General features: G+C 49.6%; 23 protein-coding genes and 1 pseudogene. 17 read left to right on the top strand and 7 right to left on the bottom strand.

Features of this window, described 5'->3' with window-relative positions; translation table 11 throughout:
• Positions 1–144 precede the first annotated feature (144 nt).
• The 3 genes from GS601_RS21780 to GS601_RS21770 all read right to left on the bottom strand — a co-directional run bounded on the left by GS601_RS21780 (position 145) and on the right by GS601_RS21770 (position 4,138).
• Positions 145–1,557 carry an ABC transporter substrate-binding protein gene (locus GS601_RS21780; protein WP_162425399.1) on the bottom strand — a complete coding sequence of 471 codons (1,413 nt, stop codon included), beginning with the start codon at positions 1,555–1,557 and terminating at the stop codon, positions 145–147.
• 4 nt (positions 1,558–1,561) lie between these two features.
• Positions 1,562–2,968, bottom strand: a complete 1,407-nt coding sequence (locus tag GS601_RS21775) for a serine/threonine-protein kinase (protein ID WP_162425398.1) — start codon at positions 2,966–2,968, stop codon at positions 1,562–1,564.
• Positions 2,969–3,106: 138 nt separating this feature from the next.
• Entirely contained in the window at positions 3,107–4,138 is a 1,032-nt protein-coding gene (locus GS601_RS21770; RefSeq protein ID WP_162425397.1) for a LysR family transcriptional regulator, read from the bottom strand.
• Positions 4,139–4,341: 203 nt separating this feature from the next.
• Between GS601_RS21770 and GS601_RS21765 the strand changes: the two genes are divergently transcribed.
• The 12 genes and pseudogenes from GS601_RS21765 to GS601_RS21710 all read left to right on the top strand — a co-directional run.
• Positions 4,342–5,112, top strand: a complete 771-nt coding sequence (locus GS601_RS21765; protein ID WP_162425396.1) for a hypothetical protein — start codon at positions 4,342–4,344, stop codon at positions 5,110–5,112.
• 30 nt (positions 5,113–5,142) lie between these two features.
• Positions 5,143–5,628, top strand: coding sequence for a 2Fe-2S iron-sulfur cluster-binding protein (locus GS601_RS21760; RefSeq protein WP_162425395.1), 486 nt, complete (start codon positions 5,143–5,145; stop codon positions 5,626–5,628).
• Between the two features lie 70 nt (positions 5,629–5,698).
• The gene (locus GS601_RS21755) at positions 5,699–6,172 is read left to right on the top strand and encodes a globin family protein (RefSeq protein ID WP_162425394.1); all 474 of its coding nucleotides are present in this window, start codon (positions 5,699–5,701) and stop codon (positions 6,170–6,172) included.
• Between the two features lie 141 nt (positions 6,173–6,313).
• Positions 6,314–7,015, top strand: coding sequence for a V4R domain-containing protein (locus GS601_RS21750; protein ID WP_162425393.1), 702 nt, complete (start codon positions 6,314–6,316; stop codon positions 7,013–7,015).
• Positions 7,012–7,347: a hypothetical protein gene (locus tag GS601_RS21745; protein ID WP_162425392.1), complete on the top strand. Its 336-nt coding sequence runs from the start codon at positions 7,012–7,014 to the stop codon at positions 7,345–7,347. Before GS601_RS21750 ends, GS601_RS21745 begins: the two co-directional genes overlap by 4 nt.
• A 36-nt stretch (positions 7,348–7,383) precedes the next feature.
• Complete coding sequence (locus tag GS601_RS21740) at positions 7,384–7,881, top strand: globin family protein (protein ID WP_162425391.1); 498 nt, start codon at positions 7,384–7,386, stop codon at positions 7,879–7,881.
• Positions 7,882–7,923: 42 nt separating this feature from the next.
• A complete protein-coding gene (locus tag GS601_RS21735; protein WP_162425390.1) occupies positions 7,924–8,580 on the top strand; it encodes a V4R domain-containing protein in 657 nt (218 codons plus the stop codon).
• A 27-nt stretch (positions 8,581–8,607) separates the two neighbouring features.
• Positions 8,608–10,566 carry a serine/threonine-protein kinase gene (locus GS601_RS21730; RefSeq protein WP_338017109.1) on the top strand — a complete coding sequence of 653 codons (1,959 nt, stop codon included), beginning with the start codon at positions 8,608–8,610 and terminating at the stop codon, positions 10,564–10,566.
• Positions 10,567–10,636: 70 nt separating this feature from the next.
• Entirely contained in the window at positions 10,637–11,350 is a 714-nt protein-coding gene (locus GS601_RS21725) for an NnrU family protein (protein WP_162425389.1), read from the top strand.
• A gap of 39 nt (positions 11,351–11,389) precedes the next feature.
• Positions 11,390–11,743, top strand: a complete 354-nt coding sequence (locus GS601_RS21720) for a thioredoxin family protein (RefSeq protein ID WP_162425388.1) — start codon at positions 11,390–11,392, stop codon at positions 11,741–11,743.
• A gap of 278 nt (positions 11,744–12,021) precedes the next feature.
• Complete coding sequence (locus GS601_RS21715) at positions 12,022–14,103, top strand: NAD(P)H-quinone oxidoreductase subunit 5 (protein WP_162425387.1); 2,082 nt, start codon at positions 12,022–12,024, stop codon at positions 14,101–14,103.
• A 102-nt stretch (positions 14,104–14,205) separates the two neighbouring features.
• Positions 14,206–15,756 (top strand): annotated as a pseudogene (locus GS601_RS21710) (NAD(P)H-quinone oxidoreductase subunit 4); the annotation flags it as partial.
• Positions 15,757–16,024: 268 nt separating this feature from the next.
• On the opposite strand, the gene GS601_RS21705 reads toward GS601_RS21710, so the two are convergent.
• A complete protein-coding gene (locus GS601_RS21705) occupies positions 16,025–16,744 on the bottom strand; it encodes a Crp/Fnr family transcriptional regulator (protein ID WP_162425385.1) in 720 nt (239 codons plus the stop codon).
• A gap of 344 nt (positions 16,745–17,088) precedes the next feature.
• Here GS601_RS21705 and GS601_RS23825 point away from each other — a divergent pair, with 344 nt between their 5' ends.
• A complete protein-coding gene (locus GS601_RS23825) occupies positions 17,089–17,937 on the top strand; it encodes a DALR anticodon-binding domain-containing protein (RefSeq protein ID WP_162425384.1) in 849 nt (282 codons plus the stop codon).
• A gap of 257 nt (positions 17,938–18,194) precedes the next feature.
• Here GS601_RS23825 and GS601_RS21695 read toward each other — a convergent pair whose 3' ends face one another.
• On the bottom strand, positions 18,195–19,019 hold the full coding sequence (locus tag GS601_RS21695; RefSeq protein ID WP_162425383.1) for a Cof-type HAD-IIB family hydrolase: 825 nt from the start codon (positions 19,017–19,019) through the stop codon (positions 18,195–18,197).
• Between the two features lie 141 nt (positions 19,020–19,160).
• Here GS601_RS21695 and GS601_RS21690 point away from each other — a divergent pair, with 141 nt between their 5' ends.
• Positions 19,161–20,108: a cation diffusion facilitator family transporter gene (locus GS601_RS21690; protein ID WP_162425382.1), complete on the top strand. Its 948-nt coding sequence runs from the start codon at positions 19,161–19,163 to the stop codon at positions 20,106–20,108.
• A gap of 6 nt (positions 20,109–20,114) precedes the next feature.
• Here GS601_RS21690 and GS601_RS21685 read toward each other — a convergent pair whose 3' ends face one another.
• Entirely contained in the window at positions 20,115–20,705 is a 591-nt protein-coding gene (locus GS601_RS21685) for a chromophore lyase CpcT/CpeT (protein WP_162425381.1), read from the bottom strand.
• Positions 20,706–20,829: 124 nt separating this feature from the next.
• Positions 20,830–22,080 (bottom strand): esterase-like activity of phytase family protein, encoded by a 1,251-nt coding sequence (locus tag GS601_RS21680; protein WP_238393441.1) that lies wholly within the window; start codon positions 22,078–22,080, stop codon positions 20,830–20,832.
• Positions 22,081–22,211: 131 nt separating this feature from the next.
• Between GS601_RS21680 and murJ the strand changes: the two genes are divergently transcribed.
• The 3 genes from murJ to GS601_RS21665 all read left to right on the top strand — a co-directional run bounded on the left by murJ (position 22,212) and on the right by GS601_RS21665 (position 24,924).
• On the top strand, positions 22,212–23,837 hold the full coding sequence (murJ, locus tag GS601_RS21675) for a murein biosynthesis integral membrane protein MurJ (protein WP_162425380.1): 1,626 nt from the start codon (positions 22,212–22,214) through the stop codon (positions 23,835–23,837).
• 63 nt (positions 23,838–23,900) lie between these two features.
• Positions 23,901–24,314, top strand: coding sequence for a thiol-disulfide oxidoreductase DCC family protein (locus GS601_RS21670; protein WP_162425379.1), 414 nt, complete (start codon positions 23,901–23,903; stop codon positions 24,312–24,314).
• Positions 24,315–24,399: 85 nt separating this feature from the next.
• On the top strand, positions 24,400–24,924 hold the full coding sequence (locus GS601_RS21665; RefSeq protein ID WP_162425378.1) for an MEKHLA domain-containing protein: 525 nt from the start codon (positions 24,400–24,402) through the stop codon (positions 24,922–24,924).
• The last annotated feature ends 45 nt before the right edge of the window (positions 24,925–24,969 follow it).

Raw genomic sequence — 24,969 nt, 5'->3', positions numbered from 1 at the left:
CCTGACATTGCTGTTTTTCTCCACACGGCAGAACCCATTCTCTCATTTGTCTCTCCCTTTTTTCAATTTGGTATAAAAGCGAGGCAACTAACGCAGGCGTTTCATTTTTTTGAGACATAAAACTTATAGTGAAGGTGAGAGGAATTAATTGCGAGCGACCGGGGTAAAGTCAAAGCCTGCCCCTGAGCGATTGCCCGGAACGACGTTAACGAGTTGAATGCCAGCATTGCGATCGCCCGATGGCAAAAATCGCACGGTTTGAGATGCCCCTGCTGCTGAGAAGGTTGAGGCTGACAGGGCTTGCTGAATGCCTTGCCGAGTCGGGTTTTGTCGGAGTGCCGCGATTAACGCTTGGGTTGCATCGTAAGCGATCGCGGATCGCCAATTTACATCTGCACCCCAAAGCTGGCGCGACCTGCGCGCAAACGGCGATCGGGGATCGCGTTCAATATGCCAAGGCACCGCGACCACCATGCCCTCGGCTTGCTCTCCGCCAACTTCCAAGGTTTTGGGGGCATAGACATCATCTCCCCCCAATAAAAGGCTCCGCTTTCGATTTACCTGTACGACTTGTAATGCCTTATCCAGGGTTCCTGTGTTAGCTGCCAGCATCAACGCCTTAGCGCCAGATTTGAGGGCTTGGTCTACCGCTCTTGCGGCACTAAAATCAGCGCTCGACAAATCAAATTCATTAGAAACTTGCCCCCCGGTGAGAGACACAGCGGTAACAAATTCAGACTTGAGCGACTGACTGTAAGCACTTTGAGAATTAAAAAAAACGGCGACAGTGGGCTGCTGTAGGGTTGTTGCAGCGTAGTCGGCTAGTGCCCGTGCGGCGACATAATCACTGGGAACTGTGCGAAAGACATATTGCCCAAAGCCTGACAGTTTTACAGTGGTGCTAATGGGCGAGATACTGACGAGTTGATTGGTGTTATAGACACTGCCTGCTGCAAGGCTAACATCACTGGCATAATGCCCTACGACGCCCAGAATGTCTGAGGTCTGAACAAACGCCCTGGCGATTTGTTGGGCAAGGTCAGGGTCGTTATCGTCGTTTGCGATCGCGACTTTTAGCCCCGCGCCATTGATCCCTCCCCCTCGATTGAGGTCATTTTGGGCCTGCGCCACGCCCCGCAAAATCTCGGCAGAGCCTGCCACATCGGTTTTAATCGGGACGGCAACCGCGATCGTATAGGCTTTCCGTTGTCCAATTCGGGCGTTATTAAGGTAAATCAGCGTCTCTGGGGCATTGCTGTGTTTCTGCATTGCCGACTCTAACAGAGGGACAGCATCGGCATATCGAGCGGCTGCGATCGCGCTTACCCCGGCTTGCTTGAGAGAATTAAATTCTGGATTCGACGATTCCGAAGGCAAGAGAATGCGCTCTCCCTGGCTGATTCGGTCTTGTAAGGAACCCTGTGGGCTGAGCGTCGAGGCGTTGTCATCAAATCGCAGCCCTGAGCGCTGGCTAAACCACCAAAACCCGCCGCCTAATAAGCCTGCGGTTACCAACAGCGAAACGAGCAAGGCGCGGGTTTCATTTTTTTGAGACATAGGTTTACAGAATTCTGGAAATGAGCTTGTAAATGAGGTTGAACAAAATGGCGATCGTGACTACCGCTAGTCCTCCCACAATCGCCAGAAACAGCACGTTGATAAACGAACTGCCTAACGCCACAAAGGCTGAGGCTCGATGCAGTTGCCCAAAAAATCCGACGATGCCAAACGTCACGGCTGCTAAAATAACCAAATCAATTTTTTCAATGACTCGCAAGCGCTGTGCCAGCACCAAAATGCCCAGCAAAATCAGCCAAAAGCCTCCACTAATCCAGGTGGTTCCCAGCAGGCTCACGAGCGCGATCGCAATTAGCCCCCCTTCAAACCCAGTAAAAAGGGCGCCGCCTAAACTTTCGACCAAAGGAAAGGGCGGCAGTGCTGATTTCCGACGAACCGGCGGAGCCACGACCGGTGCGGCAGCAGGGGGCGGAGCCGATGGAGCCACGACAGCCGCCGCCGGTTTGGCAGACAAAGCCGCTAGCGCTGCTTGTGCCGATGGCAAGCGCTGGCTTGGGTTGGCAAGCAGCATCTGGTCGAGAACCTGTGCTAATAGACGACTGGGCGTCGCAAACGCCTGCCACTTCCAGGTGTTGCTGTAAGCATCAAATAACTCGTTGTGCTGTTTGCCAGTGAGCAACATGACGCAAGTTGCTGCCAGCGCGTACAGATCGGTCGAGGGATAAACTTGCCCACCTGCCATCTGTTCAGGGGGGGCATAGCCGATCGAATAAATTCCTGTAGAAGAATTGGCATTTCCAGCAGCTTTCGTTGCGTATTTCACCGCTCCAAAATCGAGCAGATAAATCCGCCCATTGCGGTGACGCATAATGTTTGATAGCTTGATGTCTCGGTGGATTGAGCCATTCTCATGCACAAATTTGAGAATCTTCAGGCATTCCTTGAGAACTTTGACAACCTCTGATTCCGAAAATTTCCCCTGTCGAAGAAATTCTTCTTCGAGGGTTTGCCCATCGATAAATTCTTGAACCAAATAAAAAAACTTATCATCTTGCTGGGTGGAAGCGTTGGCAACTGAGAGTTCAAAAAATGCAAATAAATCAGGAATTTGAGGATGTTCTCGTCCTAGTTGTTCTAGCGCTTCTGCCTCCCGCTCAAACAAATCTTGAGCAATCTTAAGCTGTGGGGCGCTGAGATTGCCCGACGGCTGAAACTGCTTGATCACACACGGACGAAAGCCTGGAGTGTAGCGATCGCGCCCCAAAAATGCTGCTCCAAACCCACCGCGCCCCAACAGTCTCACCGGCAAATATCGCCCCACCAATATCAACGGCATTCCACAATTCGTGCAAAACTTTTGCTGAACCGTCTTTAGGGTTGCGGCATCATCAAGGTCAGGAAACACATTAGTCGGTCGAGAACAACCCGGACGGGTGCAATGAAGCTGCATAACACAGGAAGAAGGATTTGAGATCTAACTTAACTCAAGATCAAATAGGTGGCACTATTTTTTAGTATTGTGCAATCCTTGTGGCTTATCCTACAGATTACTCTGGGGCGCTCGTCTCACCCTGTTTTTTAGATTGCTTTACCCTTCCCCGTCAGATATTCCTCGATTGTTAGTTGCCGCTTGCAGCATTGCTTTCAAGCTCTGAGGCTCAGGGTAAGTTTTAGCTTCTCGGCGCTCAAAGCTGACTGTACGAGTTGTAAATTTAGGCAAAATTTCTCGACAAAAGGCATCAGCCGCTTTAGAACGATAGCGATTTGGATTGATAATCACTGATAGCGTTCGCTTTACCACTACGTCGTCAATCTTGGCGCGATGCAACATTCCCATCTGGAGTTCTTTCTCGATCGCAGAAACCGAAACAAACGATGCTCCTAATCCAGACTGCACTGCATTTTTGATCGCTTCGATCGAGTTCAGTTCCATCTCAATTTTGAGGCGGCGAGTCTCAATTCCGCAGCGTGCCAACACCTGATCAATCACTTTGCGGATCGTCGATTGAGAATCGAGCGCGATGAATTGCAATCGATACAAATCATCTTTCTGAATCGTCTCTGTCCTCGCGAGAGGGTGGGTTGGCGGCAAAATCAGCGCGAGTTCGTCCTCTGCATAGGGAATAATTTCTAAAGAATCTTGAAGTTCCGGAGAAATTTCACCCCCAATAATTGCCAAATCAATTTGACCGTTTGCCACACTCCACGAGGTGCGCCGGGTGGAGTGGACATGCAACTGCACTGCTACATCTGGATATTGCTGCCGAAACAGCCCAATCATGCGCGGTAACAAATAAGTTCCCGTCGTCTGACTTGCACCGATGATCAAGGTGCCACCCTGGAGGTTCTGCAAATCTTCTAGCGCTCGACATGTTTCTTGACACAACGTCAAGATTTTCTCGCCATAGCTCAGGAGCAGATGTCCTGCCTCGGTCAGTTGTGCCCGTCGCCCCCCGCGATCGAACAGCGGCACATCTAGCTGACGCTCAAGATTTTGCACCTGCAAACTCACGGCAGGTTGCGAAACATATAAACTATCGGCTGCGCGCTTAAAGCTCCCCTCAGTGGCGATCGCTTTGAGAATGCGTAACTGATCCAAAGTGAAAGGAAGGTCAGACATACGGCTTAACCAGAAAAGTGTGTAAGGAGCGTGGCGTAGAAAATGAACTCAGTAGATTAACGTTTTGATCGAAAACTATTAGCTAAAACGACCAATCGTCTAGAAAAAATAGTTAAGAAAAATTACAAGTTGGTCTAATTGGCAAAATCTCCTAAAGCGCCAGATGTAGCAAGCACTATATAAAAACTCGAGCGAAAGAAGCTATGCATGAGGGGGTTGTTAGGGACTTTCTGAATTTACCAGGAATTGCGGGAATTGCTCTCATTCATGGGCGATCTCCTGAAAACTTGCAAGGAGAATCGTATCCTGTTTTCTACAGTCTTGATCCCGCCTTTCAATGGGATCAGAAGGAGCATCTCTCGCAAGATATTTTCCAAGTCCTCGCAACGATTCCGGACGGGTTTACGTTATTTGAGTTCCACTTTTCTATCTATCAAATTCAGATCCATCGATTAAGCTCAGCACAGCGTTCTACCCCAACAGACGTAGAGCCTGTGCTATTAGTGATTGCTCACGATCGCATCGATGAGCGCTATCCGATTGGGCTTGAAATGCTCAAAACTTCCATCTGTGACAACCTAAACGGTGTATTAACAGGGCTGAACGTGGCAATGGGTGGCGCGTCTAGTGATGACAAGAGCACTGATGTCTCCTTGGCTTTGGCTCCTTCTATTGCTGACATTCTAGGTATGCTCAATCGCCTTTCTCAGTTGACGAAGCCCTATCTGGGCACCGCCGTGATTGTGAATTATCTGAAGTCGAGCCGTTCTGAGGTCGCATGGTTGCAGCAATTTTCTATCGATCGTAGTGCCCAAATTCATTTCTCTGGAGACCCCTCCCAAATCGAACGTGCGCTCACCCCTCAAGAACATCAGTGGATTCGGGACTGGGTTACTGCCTTTGTTCGCCGGTGTTCTCACGTTGTGCGAGACTTCGGCACTCTAGTCGAACAGGCAGCACTCGACGAGGCTTAAAACAGTCTTTTACTGGGTTAATTATCCATCATGGCTAAAACCGTCAGGCTCGAGCCAATCGCTCAAGAAACTTCCGTCGAAACAAACGGTAATCTTCTTTCTGTTCTCATCAATAAAGATCTAGATGTTTTGCGAGAATGCGGCGGACGTGGCATGTGTGCTACCTGTCACGTATACGTCAAAGAAGGCATGGAGTGCCTGACGCCGATCGATCGGCGAGAACGACGCACCCTAGAAGTGATTACGTCATGCAAACCAAATTCCCGGCTTGCTTGTCAATCTAGAGTCTTACAGAGCGGCGTGGTGGTTGAACTGCCGCCTGGTATGTACATCAATTCCATCAAAGATATTGAAGCTCTCATTGGTCGTCGAGCAGAGCAAGATCTGCTTCATCCTCTGACTGGGCAAGTGCTGGTAGAAGCCGGAAAACTGATTACCCGCTCAATGCTCAAGAAAATTGAAGATACAACCGATCTCAACTTTGCATCCTACTTATCCAACTCGTCAGGAATCTGATGAGCGGGTCTGTTACTGCCGTTCAGCAATAGGGAACATTGCATAGCAACCATTTACCAGTACCGGCACTATGTTGAATCAAATTCAACGCCTCAGTCAAGCCACTGAAGGACGCTACGCCACCGATGAAGAATTGAGTTTTTTGGCGGACTATGGGCGATCGTTTGACTTGCGCGTGCAAACCTACCAAAAACTGCAAGCCTCTGAAGCGCTGATTGTTCAGCAGGTGCAAGCCAAAATGAAGGCAATGGATGCGACGCTGTTTCAAAGCGGGCAAGAAGATATCACCAATAAGTGGAAACGCGACACGCTGCGGACATTTCGCTATGCGGCGGCAGCGATGTTGGCAGATGATCCAGAAACGTTGCGAGAGCGCTTTTTATTCTGGTTTCAAACCATTATGCGGGCATTTGGTGCTCAGCGGAGTTGCGGTGTTACCTATACCGTGATGCAAGAGGTGGTGAAGCAGCATCTGATCCCACCTCAAGCCAATCTCATTTTGCCGATTCTCGAAGTCAATCGCAGAATGCTAGGCACGGTGTAGTCGGCGATGGAACCCGAACCGGCGAATCCTGAATTGGCTGCCGTTGAGGTTAGTTCTATTAAGTCACGGGCACACTGAGGTCAACCTCTTGAGGTCGGCTTTGCTGGGATTTTTATTGTTAAACGTTGTCTAAAAAAGCTTATGGCAAACCTTTTGTGGAGCGGAGCTACCGCACCTTCTCACCAGACATTAACAAAGCTCAAAAATCCGAAAAAGCACAACCACTATGGATTTAAGGAGTTCTTTCAGTTTGATGCTACTCAGGGCACGATCGTCGATTGGAACGACAGCCAAAACATTCTGACCACGGAAGATTTCATTATTGGTCTGGTAGAAGGGCTAGAAGAAGAAGTCGGAGATGCTTCTGCTGCCACGATGTACACGATCGGGTGCGAGTGGGGGCAAAAAGACGCTTTTTTCTTTGAAAAATGGTTTGAGAAAGAGTTCGATCGCGGCATTCGGCAAACCAATTTGCTGTTTCTCCTTGAAACCTGGTGGTGGCCGTTTACCGCCCAAGGGTGGGGACGCTGGGAAATTGATTTGGGTGAGCGCAAGCAAGGATTTATGTTCATTAATATTTTTGATTCTGCGGTAGCTCGGACGCTCGGAGATGTGGGCAAACCTGTTTGCTACCTCTACGCTGGGCTATTCGCCGGCTTCTTCACCGAGCTTGTCAGAAAACAGCTTAGCTGCATTGAAATTCAGTGCTACTCAATGGGTGAAACCTATTGCAAGTTTCTCTTGGGCGGGCAAGAACGCATTGATGCTGCCTCTTTTTGGCTAAATGAAGGGGCAACCGCAAGAGATATTGAAAAACGGCTGAAATCGGGGGAACTGCGATGAATTACGCGGTTTTATTTCCGACGAACGATCAGCACCTCCAGGATACTCAGCATTGGCTTCAGGCTCCCGTTCAAACCTTTTTTGCGACGTGTAATTGGGAGGATCGCTCTCTAGAAGAGCAAGAACTCAGACTATCTGCGATCGCAAATCCTGACTTAACCAGCGAAGATAGACCTCTGATGCTGAGTTTGAAGGTAAGTCAATTTTTTGCGGCGGTGAATTGGGACGGGCTTTCGCTCTCTAGGTCTGTGCCCGTTCTAGAGGAGCCGCCAGCGCTCGGTGCTAGCGATGCAGATGGCTTTACCCTCACCGATTTTTCTGACCTATTTTGATGCTGTGTATTTTGCTCTTCTACTCGTGTGACGCTTATGCAACCCCCATTTGATGCCATTTTCGACGAAGCCGAACATCGCTACCTCAAGCCAGACGAACTGCAAGAGATGAGGCAGTATGTCTTTTCGTTGAAAGACCGCGTTAGCACCTATCAGATGATCCGCGATCGCGAGCTATCCCTGATGCAACAAGTCGCCGATCAGATCCAGTACACCATGCCCGATGCTGAGCTTGCCGCTCTAGAGCGCAGCTTAAAAAATGCAATGTTGAGCCTTCGCTACTGCTCGATGGGCATGGTGCTCAACGATCCAAGTTTCGTGCAAAACCGCCTGTTGGGTTGGCTCAGCGACTCAATGCAAATTCACAATTCCAGCGCGATCGATAGGGCTGTGTTTCGTCTGATAGTGCAGCAGCTAGCTCAAGTCCTGACTAGTCAGCAAATGGAATTATTTCAACCGTTCTTAAATCTTGCCCAAGCAGTGCTGCCTGCTCCTGTTGAAGAAGAAATGCTGACTGTTGCCGGTATGTTCTAAACCTTGCGCTATTGATCATTCACCCGTTAGCCTACCTGTCCTATGATTTCTGTTGCTGACCTTCTGACCAATGATCGAATTCCCGCCAACTACTACGCCAATGAGGTTTACGTGCGGGGCGACCTAGAAATGGGATTGCTCGAAAGTCGGCGCGGCGATCGCTTGTTGGCGATTCCAGAAACGCTGATTCAAGCGATCTATGCTGGACTCACCAAAGAGACAGGGCAGGCATCTCGGCTCGTGTTGTTTAACTGTGGGCGCTGGTGGGGCAAAAATTTCTTCAATCGGTTCCGAGATGAAGTCAGCGACTACTACGAAATGCCTCTGGTCGATATGTCGATGGCAGAATTTCTGCAAGCGCTCAAGCAATGTTGGATGACTTATGGCTTAGGCAAACTTGATCTCGATCAAAGCTATCACCATCGAGGCTTTCTAGTCATTACCACCTGGAACTCTGCCTTTATTCGGCAGGCACCCAAATCGCAATTACCTGCTGGTTTTCTCGAAGCTGGAATTTTGTCTGCTGTGTTTAGCCAGCTTGCCGGACGAGAATTACACTGCGTCCAAACGAGTTGTGAATCGTTAGGCTCTGATTGCAACCGATTTGTGATTGGGTTGCAAAAGCGGTTAGATTCTGCCGAAGCGATGGTTGAAAAACAACTCGATCACGAATCCATCATGCCCAGGCTATGTGCTTAGTATCCTTTTCGTAGCGTCTTGTGTCGGGTGTCCTACGTGTCTAACCATGGGCTTCAGCGCTGTTCTGCCTCGCTAACCCAATCCAAATACAGACTCCTCGGTTTGATTGGACAGGGGCAATTTGGGCGCGTTTACTGCGCCATTCATCGAACGACTGGAAAACTTGTTGCCCTCAAACGGTTGGATCGCGATCGCTTCCCAACTCACCAGTTTTTACGCGAACTCCGGTTTTTGCTCACCTTGCAGCATCCCAACATTGTTGCGTGTGAAGCCTTAGAACATATCGGGGAGAAGCGCTATCTCGTGATGGAGTACTGCGAAGGCGGCACGCTCCGGAATTTGATGGAAACCCATGCAAAGCTACATCCTGTGCTTAGCGCCAAGCTGATTGCGGATGTTCTATTGGGGGTTGAGCACGCCCACAGTCACGGGATCGTCCACTGTGATATTAAGCCAGAAAATATTTTGCTCAGTCTCGATCCAACGGGATGGACGGCTCGAATTTCAGATTTTGGCATTGCCCGCTTTAGCCAAGATCTGGCTTCAGAACAAGCAAGCATCACTGGTTCGCCAGCATACATGGCTCCAGAGCGATTTTATGGGCAATATTCTAACTCTACGGATTTGTATGCGATCGGAGTTTTGCTGTTTGAAATGTTGGTTGGCGATCGCCCATTCTCAGGGTCACCGACGGAGTTAAGGTCGGCGCATCTCAATCAGCCTGTTCAGATTCCACAAGCTATTTCTGAGCCATTTCGATTGGTAATTTTAACAGCACTGCAAAAGCTGAAGGCTCGGCGCTTTCATTCTGCGGCTCAAATGTTGGTAATGGTGAAGCAGGCGGCTTCTAGTTTGGGGTTAGAGCAAACAGCAGGAATGTGGGCAACCCCTGCCGAGATTTCTAGCCAAAATTTAACCCAAGCGCCTGGTCTGGCTACTGCAAAGTTGCGCTCTGCGCTGGTTGTCCGAACAGAAAGGCTGCGCCATAAAATTCAGCGCATTGCTGTAATGGATCATGCGCCCTTGCCGGACTCGTCTGGAGATAGACAACCCACCCCTAGCTCTTTAACCCGTGTGTCGATGCTGTTGCTAAGCGAACCGGCTGCCTCTCAAACTCAGGATGGGAGGCAGAGCGGTCAGTTGTACTGGCGATCGCAGGGGATGGATCTGCGCGCTTCGGGTCAGCGATCGGGAGAAGATCTTCAGATTGCGGCAATCTCAGAGCCAATTCTCGACTTGGTAATGCGCCCTCAAGGCTGTTTTGCAGTGACGGCGCGATCGCTCTATTTTGTGGGAAAAACGCTCCATCTGCTCCAACAGTTTGATCAGCCTCATGGGATGGCGCTCGACCCTCAAGGCGGCTGGGTCGCCACGATATCGCAGGCTGTAGAGTCCTCTACATTTGGTGTTTGGCGTCTTCCCCGCTCAATCCCTGTAGCGCCGCTAGAGTGTGTGGCAAGAACCCGATCACCGTCGGAGGGTGTTGTTAAACTGGTTGCCCTCGATTCTCGCCACATTGCCGCCCTGTCGCGATCGCACTACTCCCTAGAAACAAAGGTGGATCTGTTTAGCCGTCGGGGGCAATGCTTTGGGTCGCTAACCTTGCCGCTCGCGTGCCAGAGTGAGGATGCTTTGCAGTTCCCCTTCGGAATAGTCGCCTTGACCAGTGCCTACCGATTTGCGGCAATTGAGGCTCAGCACCCTTACTCAGTGCTGTTCATTCGTGCCAGACCGCTCAAGCTGACCCGAATCGGGATCAACCTGATGCCCCGGTTTCTCGCCGCAATTCCCAACGGCGTGGTTGCCGTGAGTGCGCTGGGGCAAATAGCGGTTTTAGATCACGATGGGGACGTGTTGGGTCAGGGCGAGATTGATGGTGCTCCGAGTGCGATCGTGGCGGTGGGCAAAACCGGGTTGCAGATTGCAACCTGGGATCAGGGGCAGGGAAAGCTCTACACGTTAGATCTGACCTGCTTCGGCGCGTGATGATCCCCTCCATTGGCAGCAAAGCGGTAAGCTGTAACCTATACCAACTCCACTTTTCTTAATTCGTTCTATGGTGTTTGATTGGTTTACGCCGAGCCATTTTGTGATGTTTGGGCTATTGGTTGGGTTTGCGATCACTCATAGTGGACTCGCCGCCCTCCGCCCTTGGGCAGAAAAAAGAATTGGGGCGCGTCCCTACCGAGTCTGCTTTGCGCTCATCAGTCTGGGCATTGCCGTACCGATGATTATTTATTTCTTCAATCATCGCTACGATGGCTTGCAGCTTTGGGATGTGAGGGGCATTTCTGGCGTTGGTGCGATCGTGTGGATTTTGTCGGCAATCTCGTTTCTCTTCTTGTATCCGGCAACCTTCAATCTCCTAGAAGTGGCGGCAATTCAAAAGCCTCAGGTCCACCTTTTTGAAACCGGAATTATCAGGATTACAAGACATCCCCAAATGGTGGGTCAGGTGATTTGGTGCATCGCTCACACGCTCTGGCTGGGCACGACCTTTGCCATGGTCACGTCCTTTGGGCTGGTTTTACATCATCTGTTTGGCGTCTGGCATGGCGACCAACGGCTTGCCACACGGTATGGAGCGGCATTTGAAGCGGTGAAAACCCGAACTTCAATTGTTCCATTTCTTGCCATTATGCAAGGAAGACAAACCCTCCACTGGGCAGAGTTTTTGCGCCCTGCTTACGTAGGAGTCGCTGCATTTGTTGGATTATTTTGGTGGCTTCACCCTATTTTGATTGATGCAACCAGCAACGTAGCCTGGTAGCATGATCCCAAGCGTTAGTAAAACTCATTAAATAGGACTATGCAATCAGGTATTAGCGAGCAGACTTTCAGAGATGAAGTTCTTGAGTCTTCTACTCCTGTTCTTGTCCATTTCTGGGCACCTTGGTGCAGCGTCTGTCGCCTGATTGAGCCGTCGCTAAACCAGCTTTTGGCAGACTGGGGCGGGCAACTGAAGCTGATCGGGATCAATGCAGATGAAAATCTCAGGCTGGCAAGCAGCTACCGAATTGCTACGCTGCCAACGGTCATCCTGTTTCAGGGGGGGCGGGTGCTGCATCGGCTAGACAGCTACCAAAAGCGCGATGAGCTACGGCTGGTTCTTCAAGAGATATTGATTTTAAAAAATAAGCAGCCTCAGTCCCTTCCTCATTAGGTCAGAATTCGAGAGGTCAGAATTCGAGGTCAAAGTTAGGCGAGATGGCTTTATGGCAAGGGCTTGTGTTAAGTACGATCGCTCTTTTTCTAGCCCAAATTCTTAAAATAATCCAGCGCTTTCGCCCATCTCTTTACCGATGTTGACTATAAACAGATTGGAAAACTCTTAAGACAGAGGCAGTCACTAGGGATATCCTTAACCTTGAGTCTAGGGTGTCCACAGTCTGAGAAATTGACTACCCTGGATAGTAAAGAAATCTAAACTAGGCGTGAGTGATGGAATTCATATATCAGTATGCCTGGCTTATCCCAGTTCTGCCCTTAGCAGGGGCAATGCTGGTGGGTTTAGGGCTGATTACATTTGGCAAAGATATCAACCGACTCCGGAGCGTGAACTCGGTGTTCATCGTGTCGCTGATTGGGGCGGCGATGACCTTCGCATTTGGTTTGTTCTGGAGTCAGCTACAGGGACATGCCCCGTATACGCGATCGTTTGAGTGGGCGGCTGCCGGAGATTTTCATCTGACGATGGGGTATGTGATTGATCCCCTCTCGTCGCTAATGCTGGTGATTGTGACGACTGTAGCCCTGTTGGTGATGATCTACACCGATGGTTACATGGCGCATGATCCGGGGTATGTTCGGTTTTATGCCTATCTCAGCTTGTTCAGTTCCTCTATGTTGGGCTTGGTGATCAGTCCAAACTTAGTCCAGGTCTATATTTTCTGGGAACTGGTGGGCATGTGTTCGTACTTGCTGATCGGGTTTTGGTATGACCGGAAGGCGGCTGCCGATGCTTGTCAAAAAGCTTTTGTGACCAACCGAGTGGGAGACTTTGGGTTGCTACTCGGCATCTTGGGGCTATATTGGGCGACCCGCAGCTTTGACTTTGGAATGATTGGCGAGCGCCTTCAAGATCTGGTGGCGACAGGATCAATCAGTGGATTTCTCGCAGCACTGTTTGCGATTTTGGTCTTTTTAGGACCGGTGGCAAAGTCAGCACAGTTTCCTTTGCATGTTTGGCTGCCGGATGCGATGGAAGGTCCAACCCCGATTTCGGCGCTGATCCATGCGGCAACGATGGTGGCGGCAGGGGTCTTTCTGATTGCCCGGATGTTCCCGGTGTTTGAGGGCATTCCGGCGGCGATGAGTGTGATTGCCTGGACAGGGGCATTTACGGCGTTTTTGGGAGCTACGATCGCGATTACCCAAAACGACATCAAGAAGGGCTTGGCCTATTCCACTATGTCTCAGTTGGGTTACATGGTGATGGCAATGGGCGTGGGCGCATATAGTGCGGGTCTGTTCCATCTGATGACTCATGCTTACTTCAAAGCCATGCTGTTCTTGGGATCGGGATCTGTGATCCACGGTATGGAGTCGGTTGTGGGGCATGACCCCGCTTACGCGCAAGATATGCGAATGATGGGCGGTTTGCGAAAATATATGCCGATGACCGCCATTACGTTTTTGATTGGGACGCTGGCAATTTCGGGGATTCCGCCTTTTGCCGGGTTTTGGTCGAAGGATGAAATCTTGAGTTCGGCGTTTGCTGCGAATCCGTTGCTTTGGCTGATTGGCTATGGAACGGCTGGGGTCACGGCGTTCTATATGTTTCGCATGTATTTCTCGACGTTTGAAGGCAAATTTCGAGGGACAGATGCCAATGTGAAGCAAACTATTCGCAATGAACAGCTTCAGAATATGGGGTTGGCGTTTGGTCCGGGTGCGATGGACCCTAGAGAACTGACCATGGACGCGCCTTTGGGTGAAACCGTTGATCCCGGACAGGATGAGCATCACGCCCATGAGCCGCACGAGTCGCCCTTGACGATGACGCTGCCGCTGCTAATTTTGGCGATTCCTTCGACGCTGATCGGCTTGGTGGGCACGCCGTTCGCCAACTATTTTGAGGCATTTATTCATGCGCCGGGTGAAGTAGTGCAATTGGCATCTGAAGCGGGGCAGGAAACCTTGTCTGAGTTTTATGTGATGGCAGGGAGTTCTGTTGGGATCTCACTGATTGGGATCTCGCTGGCGGTGCTGATGTATTTGTCGCGGAAACTTGATCCAGGCGCGATCGCAGCCAAGATTCCCTTTTTCTACCGGCTGTCGAAGAACAAGTGGTACTTCGATGAATTCTATGATCAGTTTTTTGTCCAGGGGAGCCGCCGCCTAGCAAGACAAGTCTTGGAGGTTGATTCTAAGGTGGTTGATGGCGTCGTCAACCTGGCAGGTTTGGTCACTCTGCTGACGGGGGAAGGGCTGAAATATCTGGAGAATGGTCGCGCTCAGTTCTATGCGCTGATTATCTTTGTAGCAGTGCTGGGATTAGTGATTTTCTCAGGCGTTTCTTAGGCTTTGCGGTTTTTGGTGCTAGAGGGGGTGGGCAGTGGCTTGCCCTCTTAGCCCCTCACTTTTAGAGAACTTGGTCAGCGATAAATAAGTCCTAACAACAAGATGCTAACTGCAAATTTTCCTTATCTCACGGCGATCATTTTGTTGCCGATCGTGGCTTCTCTGTTTATTCCGCTTATTCCAGACAAGGATGGTAAAACCGTTCGCTGGTACTCCTTGATTGTTGGGCTGATTGATTTTGCGCTCATTATCTATACGTTCTACACGTATTACGATTTTTCGAGTCCAGAGCTTCAGCTTGTTGAGCGCTATTCTTGGGTCTCTGCCCTAGATCTCAACTGGTCGGTAGGGGTCGATGGGCTATCGATGCCGCTGGTGATCTTGACCGGATTTATCACAACGCTGGCAATTTTGGCGGCTTGGCCTGTCACCTTTAAGCCTCGGCTATTCTATTTTCTAATGCTGGTCATGTACGGCGGACAAATTGCGGTCTTTGCCGTTCAAGATATGCTCCTGTTTTTTCTAACGTGGGAACTTGAACTGATCCCGATTTACCTGCTGCTCTCGATCTGGGGCGGCAAAAAGCGGTTGTATGCCGCCACTAAATTTATTTTGTACACCGCCGGGGGATCGCTGTTTATTTTGGTGGCGGCATTGGCCATGGCATTTTATGGCGATACTGTTACCTTTGATATGCGATCGCTGGCAGCGAAAAATTATCCGCTCGTGTTTCAACTTTGGGTTTACGCAGGCTTTCTCATTGCCTATGCTGTCAAACTGCCGATTATTCCGCTTCACACTTGGTTGCCTGATGCCCACGGTGAAGCAACGGCACCGGTTCACATGCTGCTGGCAGGGATTTTGCTGAAAATGGGCGGCTATGCCTTGATTCGCATGAATGCCGAAATGCTGCCGGCGGCTCATGCAGTTGTGGCTCCGGCGCTGGTCATTTTAGGCGTGGTGAATATTATTTACGCAGCGCTAACATCGTTTGCTCAGCGAAATCTAAAGCGGAAGATTGCCTACTCGTCTATCTCCCACATGGGCTTTGTGCTGATTGGGATTGCATCATTTACCGATTTAGGTCTAAGCGGTGCGGTGTTGCAGATGGTGTCTCATGGGCTGATTGGGGCGAGTTTGTTTTTCTTGGTGGGCGCAACTTACGATCGCACTCACACGCTGATGCTGGATGAAATGGGCGGAGTCGGCAAGCAGATGCCTCGCATCTTTTCGATGTTTACCGCCTGTTCGTTGGCATCTTTGGCGCTGCCCGGAATGAGTGGGTTTGTAGCGGAACTGATGGTGTTTGTCGGATTTGCGACGAGCGACGCCTACGGGATGACGTTTCGAGTTATCGTTGTAAGTCTGGCGGCGGTCGGCGTGATTTTGACCCCGATTTACCTGCTTTCGATGCTGCGAGAAATCTTCTTTGGTCCTGAGAACAAAGAACTTACTTCCCACGAAAATTTGGTCGATGCCGAACCTCGCGAGGTGTTTATTATCGCGAGTTTGCTGGTGCCCATCATTGGGATCGGGTTTTACCCAAAGCTGCTGACACAGATTTATGACTCTAAAACAGTTGCGTTGACCGCGCGCTTGCGGGCAGAGGTGCCGACGCTCAATGCTGCCAAACGACCTGCGATCGCGTCTGCTACGAGGCAGAAAATCGTAGATCAAGAAGTGCTGTCCGCACCTGCCCTTCGATAGCAAACGGGCTAGAGAGGCAAAAGCGGGATCTTCCTTAAAATGAGATCCCGCTTTTTAGTTAAGTAGAATTAGTTAAGTAGAAGCCCTCATCTCTGATTTCTCGCTTATAAAATAAAGCAACAACCGTTCTAGGGCTTCTCTTTTAGAAACGTCAAGTCCTATTTTGGGGTGGTGTTAAACGTTAAACAGCTACCAGACCAAGGGTGTTTATACCCTACGGGCGATTCAAAGCGCCTTCATTGCGGTTGATGACAGAATCTGTGGGCAGGCAAAGCAAGTTATCACCCTGAGTACGAATCATACCTTTTTGCCGTAGTTTGCCCATTAAGCGAGTAACCGTCACCCGAGTTGACCCGATCGCACTGCCAATTTGAGCATGCGTCAGGGGAAAGGGCAGACAGTAGCCTTCATCGGTCGGTTCCCCGTATTCCTCAATCAAGAGGGTGAGGAAACCAAGCAAACGATCGATGGTACGGCGCTGACCTAGCGTGCTGAGCCAAAGCAGTTTACGCTGGTGCTGATAGCGGAAAGCATCCAAAACTTCGCGGCGGAAGTGAGGCCAGTTGTCTAGATCGTGCCAATACATCCAGACTACAGAGGTTTGATCAACGTGGGCATACGCTTGGAGAGTAAACGGCGACTGAGCCACAATTTCAAAGGGTTGACCGGTGCCAACAAAGCCGAGAAAAGCCTCTTCTGGGCTAATTCGTGCGAGTCGTGTTGTGTTGCTTCCGGTAGCATTTACTTGGGCAGTGCCGACCAAGCGGACTGCACCCTTCTGAACCAGGTAGAGTAAGCCAGGACGTGTCGGAACCCGCTCATCTTTGCTGAAATTACGGACGCGATAATGTTCCTGTGCCCAGTCAATGATTCGCTGCCAGGTAAGAAAAGGACGTGTGGCTTCGGAATTTTGTTGAGGGGATACTGAGTACATAGTGATAAGAGGCTGTTAGAGAACAATTTGGATGCTTTAACAAGCACTGAGTGGCGCGAGCCATAGGCTTTAGACTCATTCCTTCAAGCGAAACCCCGGTTGCCTGATTCGCTCTAAAGATCTATTAGGCGTTGACTGTCATATAGCTGTCTTAGAGAGAGTATATGGAAGAAACGATTTGTTGTCCGTGTGATCACGGGGATCAACACTAATCTCAGCATAAACCACTAATAGAGCTTGAGTTTTACTACAAAACCGAACTCGATCTCAGAGCATCAACCGTAAATATCATGAATTGTAGCTTACCTAAGATCACTTATCCTACACTTCGCATATTGTTACTGGTGAAAATTCATGAAGCAATCTGTCTCTGGGAGGATGTTTTGCAAGCGAGATGCCCGACTCGCTTTATTTGTGGTGGCTCAACCCTGCTTGATTCAAGGCTTTCGACTTTTGGTAGTATTGTGAAGAGAGTTCCATCGAAAACGTCGTTTTCTACGTATCGCTCCGCCATTGCACTGAAATTAGGAGCACGTTCTAACAATTTGGGGCTTGAAATTGCTGAGCAGTTGGCGGGTCTTTTGGGTAGGAAGGATACAATCATTCCTGAAATGGATGATTTGGCAGAGTCAGTCTTACGTGATCTTACGGTAACAGTAATTTCACCAGGGATCTTGGAGTTTAATTTTAGTGATCGCGCGATCGCAGTATGGTTGCAATGTCTTATTGCCATGCCGCCTAACGAAGAGCACTACACCTTCCCTGAGGCTACCGTGCGTCATCCTGAGCTTACGCTTTCTTCGTCTGACCTCTTTTTCTGCCAGTTTGCGTATGCTCGCTGCTGCTCACTGCTCCGATTGGCAACGCAAACCAAGGTTGATGCTTTAGACTCAATTGCTTGGCTATCCGATCACCAGAGGCTTTTGCTGCAAGATTTAGCGGAGCGAGAGTTGATTGCTCAGGCGATCGCTGTGACAGATGGGTTGAGTGAGGGTAGTGATCCGCTGAAAATGGCGCTCAGCTTGAGCCAGGCTTTTGCAACCTTTGAGCGATCGTGTCGAATTTTCGGTGATCGGGCGCAGACAAATCGCCATCTGTCACACTGCCGATTAGGTTTAGTAATGATTACTCAACGGCTGCTGCGATCGCTACTCCAGCAAGAGTTGGGTATTTATGCACCATCGGAACTATAGCCCATCTATTTCTGATAGCTCTACCGATGTAGCGTGAGCAACTCTAAGTCATAAAAATGTCATCTCAGCGTCATAACTTATTTTTATCTGCTAAAGGGGTGACAAACCCACGAGATGCGGATATAGTTAGTCTTGTGTGAGGAGCGAACCAGCAAGAGTACCGAGACGAAACACGGCCAGTCGTCGGTACTCTTTCTGATTTTAAAGAGATTTCTAACAATTCCTGTCTCCAGAGTTGCACGCTTGCCGAACGTAGACTAAAGCAGAAGCTCTGCGATCGCGGCGGCGGCACCATCTTGCTCTACCGTTGGTGCAACCCACTGAGCCTGTTGCTGAACTTCTTCCGGCGCGTTGCCCATCGCTACCCCAATTCCGGCATACTGAATCATTTCCAAATCGTTGAAGTTGTCGCCCATCGTCATCACGTTTTCGGGCTTTAGTCCTAAAACCTCTTCAGCGAGATATTTAACAGCTAATCCTTTGTTGGCAGCAGGATGGGTTGCTTCAAAAAAGGTGGCAACTGATTTTGTGAGATAAAGTTCTGCGGGGGTGTACTGTTTTTGCAGCGAACCCAGCATCGAGCCGATCAAATCCGTGTCATCGCTGAGGGCGAGAACTTTGGTTGGCTCAGTTGCAAGCGTAGAGCGCAGATCACCGACTGCGATCGCTGGAATGCCCGACCGCTCAAAATAGGCTTTCGTTTCAGGCGTTATTTCGCGGACATACAACTGATCGTCAATGTAGAAATGAACGGATAGCAGCGATCGCAGTTCGGGTGTTTCAAAATAATCGAGCAGTGCCAGCGCCATTGTTTTAGGAACAGCCCAGTGTTTATGAAGGGTTTGAGTCTTGGGATCTTGAATCCATGCGCCTTGATAGGCGATCAGGGGCAGCGTTGAGCCAACCGCCTCATGAAAGCGCAACGCCGATCGATACATTCGACCCGTAGCGATCGCCACTTGAATTCCCTGTTTCTGTACTCTGTGGATCGTCCGGATGACAGGTTCACGGATATCATTAGATTTGCCCGCGATCGTGCCGTCGATGTCTAGAACCAATAGCTGGATGTCTGACTGTTGCATAAGGGCAAAGAAAGAATGAAGAAGGAATAAAGTGCTGAGTGCAAGCCTCAAGATTCTAGAGCGAATTCTTCTCGCTTTTCACAGGGCAGCATTGATTTAGTCTGCTCTGTTCGGTTATCGTTCATCCGTTCTCTGTTTACCATGCCTGAAGTCAAACATCCCCGCAGAGTCAGTCGCCAGGTTTTGTTAGTCACCCTTTGGCTGACGCTGCTGATGTTGGCCGTCAAAGTGGGCGCGGGGTGGTCAACGCGATCGCTCTCGCTGTTGGCAGAGTCGCTGCATACGATGATTGATGGCTTTAGTGCTGTTTTGAGTGTGATTGCCCTCTCTTCGTCAAACCGTCCTGCTGGTCGAGAGATTTGGGGGCATGGTCGTCTAGAAGCGGCTTTGGCGCTGCTCTTGGTCGGGTTTTTGGGGTTTGCCTGCTTGAGCCTACTTGGACTGGCAATCAATCAGCTAATGGCGGCTCCAAATCTGATTTTGATGCCGTTGGTGAGAATGCGGTTTTCACTGATCATTGTGTTAGCCGTGGTGTTTCTGGCTAGTTTAGGGCTGGCTTACGTTCAGCGCCGCTTGGCAAAATCTTTGGATAGTTCGTTGCTGCGATTGAGTGCAAATCAGATTTTGCGAGATGCGTGGGTGACGTTGTTGGTGCTGATGGGCTTGGTGGGCATTTGGCGCGGCTACTACTGGCTTGATCCGTTGATGACGATCGCACTTGTGGTGATGGCGGCAACCAGTTGTTGGCGAGTGTTAAGCTGGCAACTGCCGTTATTGGTGAGACAAATGGCGATCGCACCTGAAGCGATCGCGCAGCTTGTCCGGCAAGTTCAGGGGGTAACACACTGCTACCAAATTCAATCTCGCGGCATTGTTGGGCGGCAAGTGTTTGTAGAAATGCGGCTGACTATTCATCCCGAATTTTTGGCAATGAGTCCCTGGATTAGCGAACAGATCGAAGGTCTCATTCGTGAGTGTTATGGACCAGTGCAAGTGTTGATCCACGTCGATGACACCAACGCCGATCCGCAGCATCCTTTAGACGCGGTGAGATTCAATCCTTCAAGTCGCAGCGCCGATTGGAATTAGGCGGCTCTAAATCTTGACTTCATCGGCAAAGCTCTGACACCGCACAAACTCGAACGGACCTGCCAACGATCCCCAAAGTTGCTCATCGGTTTCTGGGTCACGACCGCGATCGAGGCTGTAAAACGTTTGGTCGTCGATCTCAAATTCATTATCTAAATAAGTTGTCTTCCCATCCCGAACAATAATGCACCCTTTTCCTGGCTCGACTTGTCCTTTAAAGCTGTGACCTGTCCACTCTGCAAGGGATGTGCAGCCTGCCACTAGCTGCAACTGGTCTGCTTTCAACTCCTGGAGGCGCTCGACGTTGCGAGATGCTCCGTAAAGTGTTTCCTCTCCCTTTACCAGGTAATTTTCGATCGCAATTTTGCCCTCGTGCTCGACGAGTTTTAGGACTCTCAGACGGTAAGGCTGATTTAACATGAAATCGTATGCCTGCTCTAGCAAGAGACTCACGCCACTCAACAACTCTAAGGGCAACGGTCGCATACAGACACGAATGTGGGCATACAGGGGAGGGTTTTCATACGCCTGATGCTGATTGCTAAAATCGGCTGCCATCCAGCGAGCAAGGGTGGCAATATCTGTAGAATGGGTCATGGAACGATTTGGGTAGCGGTTGGACTTTTAGCGTTTGGATTTTATTGTACGGCGTTGGGTTTTCAACCCAGGTTTTTTCAAAAATCAAACTTTACATCAATGTTTAAGGATCAAAATCTCAGCGTTAACTCTTCAATCCTTTCACTCGAAAGAGTAGAAATTGCGTGACTTGAGTAAAGGTATTGAAATTGTCATCGCTTACTAGGATAAGACTTTGAGAGCGATCGGGGAGGCGAGGTCCTAACGTCATTCCTTCCAGGTTGTCGATCGTAATTCCCAATTGTGAAAAGTCGAACAATTCTCGTTTCCTAGCCAATTGAGTGCCTTTGAGATCGCCGCGTAAGCTTTCGATGGTTGAGCTATCTGTTGCAGTTCCGGTCGCGGTTTGAAATAGTTTGACTTGAAATCCGCTCAAGCTAAAGGTTCGCTCTAAGCTAAGAAAATGCCCAGCTTGATCGATAGATAAAAGCTCGGTGAGTCCATGATCAACGGCAGCCATGGGCTTTGGCTCAAGTGGATAAACATGCTCAGAAATGATCGTGGCGCGATCGCCTTCGATCAGGTAATGCAAGAGTCGGTTTTTGGCACTCTGCTGTGGGTCGGGGGGGTCTAGATCTTGAATGAGCGGCGATTCGACGGCTGCAAATAATCGAAACGGGTCGGTGGGCGTTCCGTTGGCGCTAACGGTTAATGCTTCAAATCCTAAATTGTCTCGGATGCCCCGCTGTTGCTGAGTAGGGTTAGAACTGTCAGGCAGATAAGCTTCTGGGATCGGCAAGGTGCGGCGCATTTGCCCAGTCTTGAGGTCAAACTCTCCAATAAATGGCGGAACGCCATCTTTTACGACGCCTTCACTAGAAATCCAGACCGCCCCGGTTTGAGAAAGCGCAAGTCCTTCCGGGTCGATTGTTCTAGGGGCAAACGTTTTCCCTTCTTTGTCTTTAAGCAGCGTTACGTTTTGAATGTTGACCTGTTTGAGGCTGGGTTGCCCCGAAGCGGTGTCTATCTCAAGCTTGAGCGTGTAGAACCGGGCGGGTGCCCGTTCGCTGCGATCGTCGGAGACGGCATAAAACTGCTCCTGTTGGCGATCGTAGGTGAGGGCAGACAAGCCGCCCACGGTTGTGTCGTTAAACGTCTTGGTGTCAAGGGTATAACTCCCCAGAAATTCTAGCGATAGCGGTAGAAATAAGCGATCTTCGGCACTCACTTGCGGCAAACTGCAAGCGGTGAGCACGCCTAAAAGGGTCATTGCGAGGCAGACGTTCAGCCACGCTGCGCTAGATTTTGTTGCGACCCCCCGCAGGTTTGCAAAGCGAATGGCTACTCCTCCTGCCCAACCTACTCTTTTCCAAATCTGTCGAATGCGTCCAAACATTCAACTCCTCCAAACTGCAAGGTTGTCACTCCCTGTCCCAATTTAGCAGTGATTTTGAGACTTTTCCGGTCTGATCGGTTTGCCCAAAGGTGCTTAAATGATTGAAGCCATTTAGCCCTATTGATGCGCCTGTGTCTGAATCTTCTAAGCCCAAGCGGTCTCTCGCTGGCATTGCGGGAATTGTTGCGATCGCAACGCTAATTAGCAAAGTTGTTGGTCTTTTGCGAACCGTTGCGATCGGAGCCGCGTTTGGAACCACTGCCGCAAAAAGTTCCTATGATATTGCATCAATTATTCCTGGCTTCTTTTTAATTTTGCTGGGCGGGATTAATGGACCCTTTCATAGCGCGATGGTGAGTTCGCTCTCTAAGCGGACGAAAGAAGAAGCGGCCCCGTTAGTAGAAACGGTTTCAACGTTGATTGGTGGAATTTTCTTTCTAGCGACTGTCTTTCTGGTCATTGCCGCTCCGCTATGCATCGATCTTTTGGCTCCAGGTTTGCAGCAAACGGTTCAGGGGGCAGAAGTCAGAGCGATCGCGATTCAGGGGTTGCGAATTATGGCTCCGATGGCATGGTTTGCAGGCATGATCGGTATTGGGTTTGGCGCGTTAAATGCGGCAGATTTATATTGGCTTCCGTCGGTGAGTCCGTTGCTTTCTAGCCTCACTATCATTATCGGAGTTGGGCTACTCGCGCTTGCGGTTGGCGATCAGATCGTGACCCCTCAATATGCGCTAATTGGTGGCGTTGTTCTGTCGTCAGGAGCGCTGCTAGGAACGGTTTTGCAGTGGTTGGCACAGTTTTGGGCGCAGCGTAAAGCTGGGTTAGGGCGATTGAGATTGCGATTTAATTTCCGAGATCCGGCGGTTCGCAGCATTTTTGCGGTTATGGGCCCAGCGTTGTTTTCGTCGGGTATGTTTCAGATTAATGTGATTACGGATTTATTTTTCGCGTCTTTTTTGCCGAACTCGGGGCCTGCGATCGCAAGTTTTGATTATGCCAATCTGCTGATTCAAACGCCGCTGGGAATTCTTTCTAATGTGATTCTTGTGCCGCTGTTTCCTGTATTTTCTCGGCTTACCGATCCAGAACATTGGGACGAATTGAAAGCTCGGATTCGGCAGGGGCTGTTGCTCACTGCGATCGCAATGCTGCCATTAAGCGGTCTAATCATTGCATTGGCGAAACCAATCGTGCAGGTTGTGTATGAACGGGGTGCATTTAGACTCAATAATGCATCTCAGTTGGTTGCATCGATTCTGGTTGCGTATGCGATCGGCATGTTTGTCTACCTGGGGCGAGATGTGTTAGTTAGAGTCTTTTATGCATTGGGCGATGGCGAAACTCCCTTCCGAATTAGCGTTGTTAATATTTTTCTCAATGGTGTATTTGACTTTATCCTAATTAAGCCTTTAGGCGCACCTGGTTTAGTGTTAGCCACCGTTTGCGTTAATACTTTTTCTGTGCTAGCGCTCTTGTGGTTTTTGAATAAAAAACTGAATGGTTTACCGTTGCGAGAGTGGAGTTTTCCTATTTTTGGATTAACTTTTGGTAGCGTTGTGTCTGGCAGCATAGCTTGGGCAACGTTGAACTTTGTTCAGCAATTCTTAGGTCAAGGCTTTATTGATAATCTGATCAAACTCGTTCTTGCAGGTGGAGTTGGGTTAATTGCATTCATTGTCTTTGCGATGCAGCTTAAATTACCCGAAGTTGATATGTTTGCCGATCGTATTCTCCAGCGCTTTCCTAGGAGATAATGTATACATTATTTCTGACTGTTATCCTAGATGTAGAAATAGTGTGCAAATAATTTTCAAACTATGAAGTACACAGTGATTTACGATGGGCAGTGCAATCTTTGCTCTAACCTGGTGCAGCTATTAGAAAAGCTCGATCAAGGAGAACGGTTTCAGTACGTCTCCATGCAAGACGAAGTAGGATTAGCTGAATTTGGTGTAACATCTCAAGATTGCGAGATGGGCATAATTTTGATTGATAACACCCGACCTAGCCGCCGTTGGCAGGGCAGCGATGCGGTTGAAGAAATTGGGCAACTCTTACCAGTCGGTAATGTTTTTGTTGCTGCTTATCGCAATCTGCCTGGGGTGAAATGGATGGGCGATCGCGTCTATGAACAAGTCCGCGACAACCGCTATGCCCTCTTTGGTAAGCGAGCAACAACTTATCAATCGGCTTATCCGCGTTCATGCCCACCCTGCAATCCTTCTAGCTAATCTTAACTGAGGTATTGGTGGCACTTTCTCTCGATCCAATCCCATTGCAATTCGTTCAGCGTTGCTTGTTGCGATTCAAATTCCAATGCATTTTTCTGAATTGACTCCTGAACAGCACAAATTTGTGATTCGCCATACTCAACGGTTGGTGAACAGTTTTCAGCATTGGACAGGACGATCATTAGGCGCGGTTCCTTCGGAGTTGCGCTCTGCGCTAATCGCACCTCCTGATGTAAGCGCAAAATTGCTGTTTCAAGCGCCATTTGTGATTCTCTCTCATGGCACTGAGGCTGACCCAATTTTGAATTATGGAAATCACCAAGCCTTGATGCTATGGGAAATGGATTGGGTAACGTTTACGCAAATGCCTTCTCGTAAAACCGCAGAACCCATCGATCGAAAGGCGCGATCGCGGCTCCTGAGCGAAGCCAAAACGAAGGGCTACACCGAGAATTATCAGGGCATTCGTATTTCTAGCACTGGCAAACGATTTTGGATCGAAGATGTCCTTCTCTGGACAGTGTTAGATGAAAAAGGTGCTACCTGCGGTCAGGCAGCTACTTTTGCCCATTGGAACTACCTTAACGTGAGTTCGACGAACGGAAGGTAGCGCAAAAAGAAAGCTGAGACTACGTTTGAAAGAGTTGTAAAATTC

The sequence above is a fragment of the Myxacorys almedinensis A genome (assembly GCF_010091945.1).
GTDB classification, from domain to species: Bacteria; Cyanobacteriota; Cyanobacteriia; order Leptolyngbyales; family Leptolyngbyaceae; genus Myxacorys; species Myxacorys almedinensis.
This window is presented reverse-complemented; position numbering and strand designations above follow the sequence as displayed.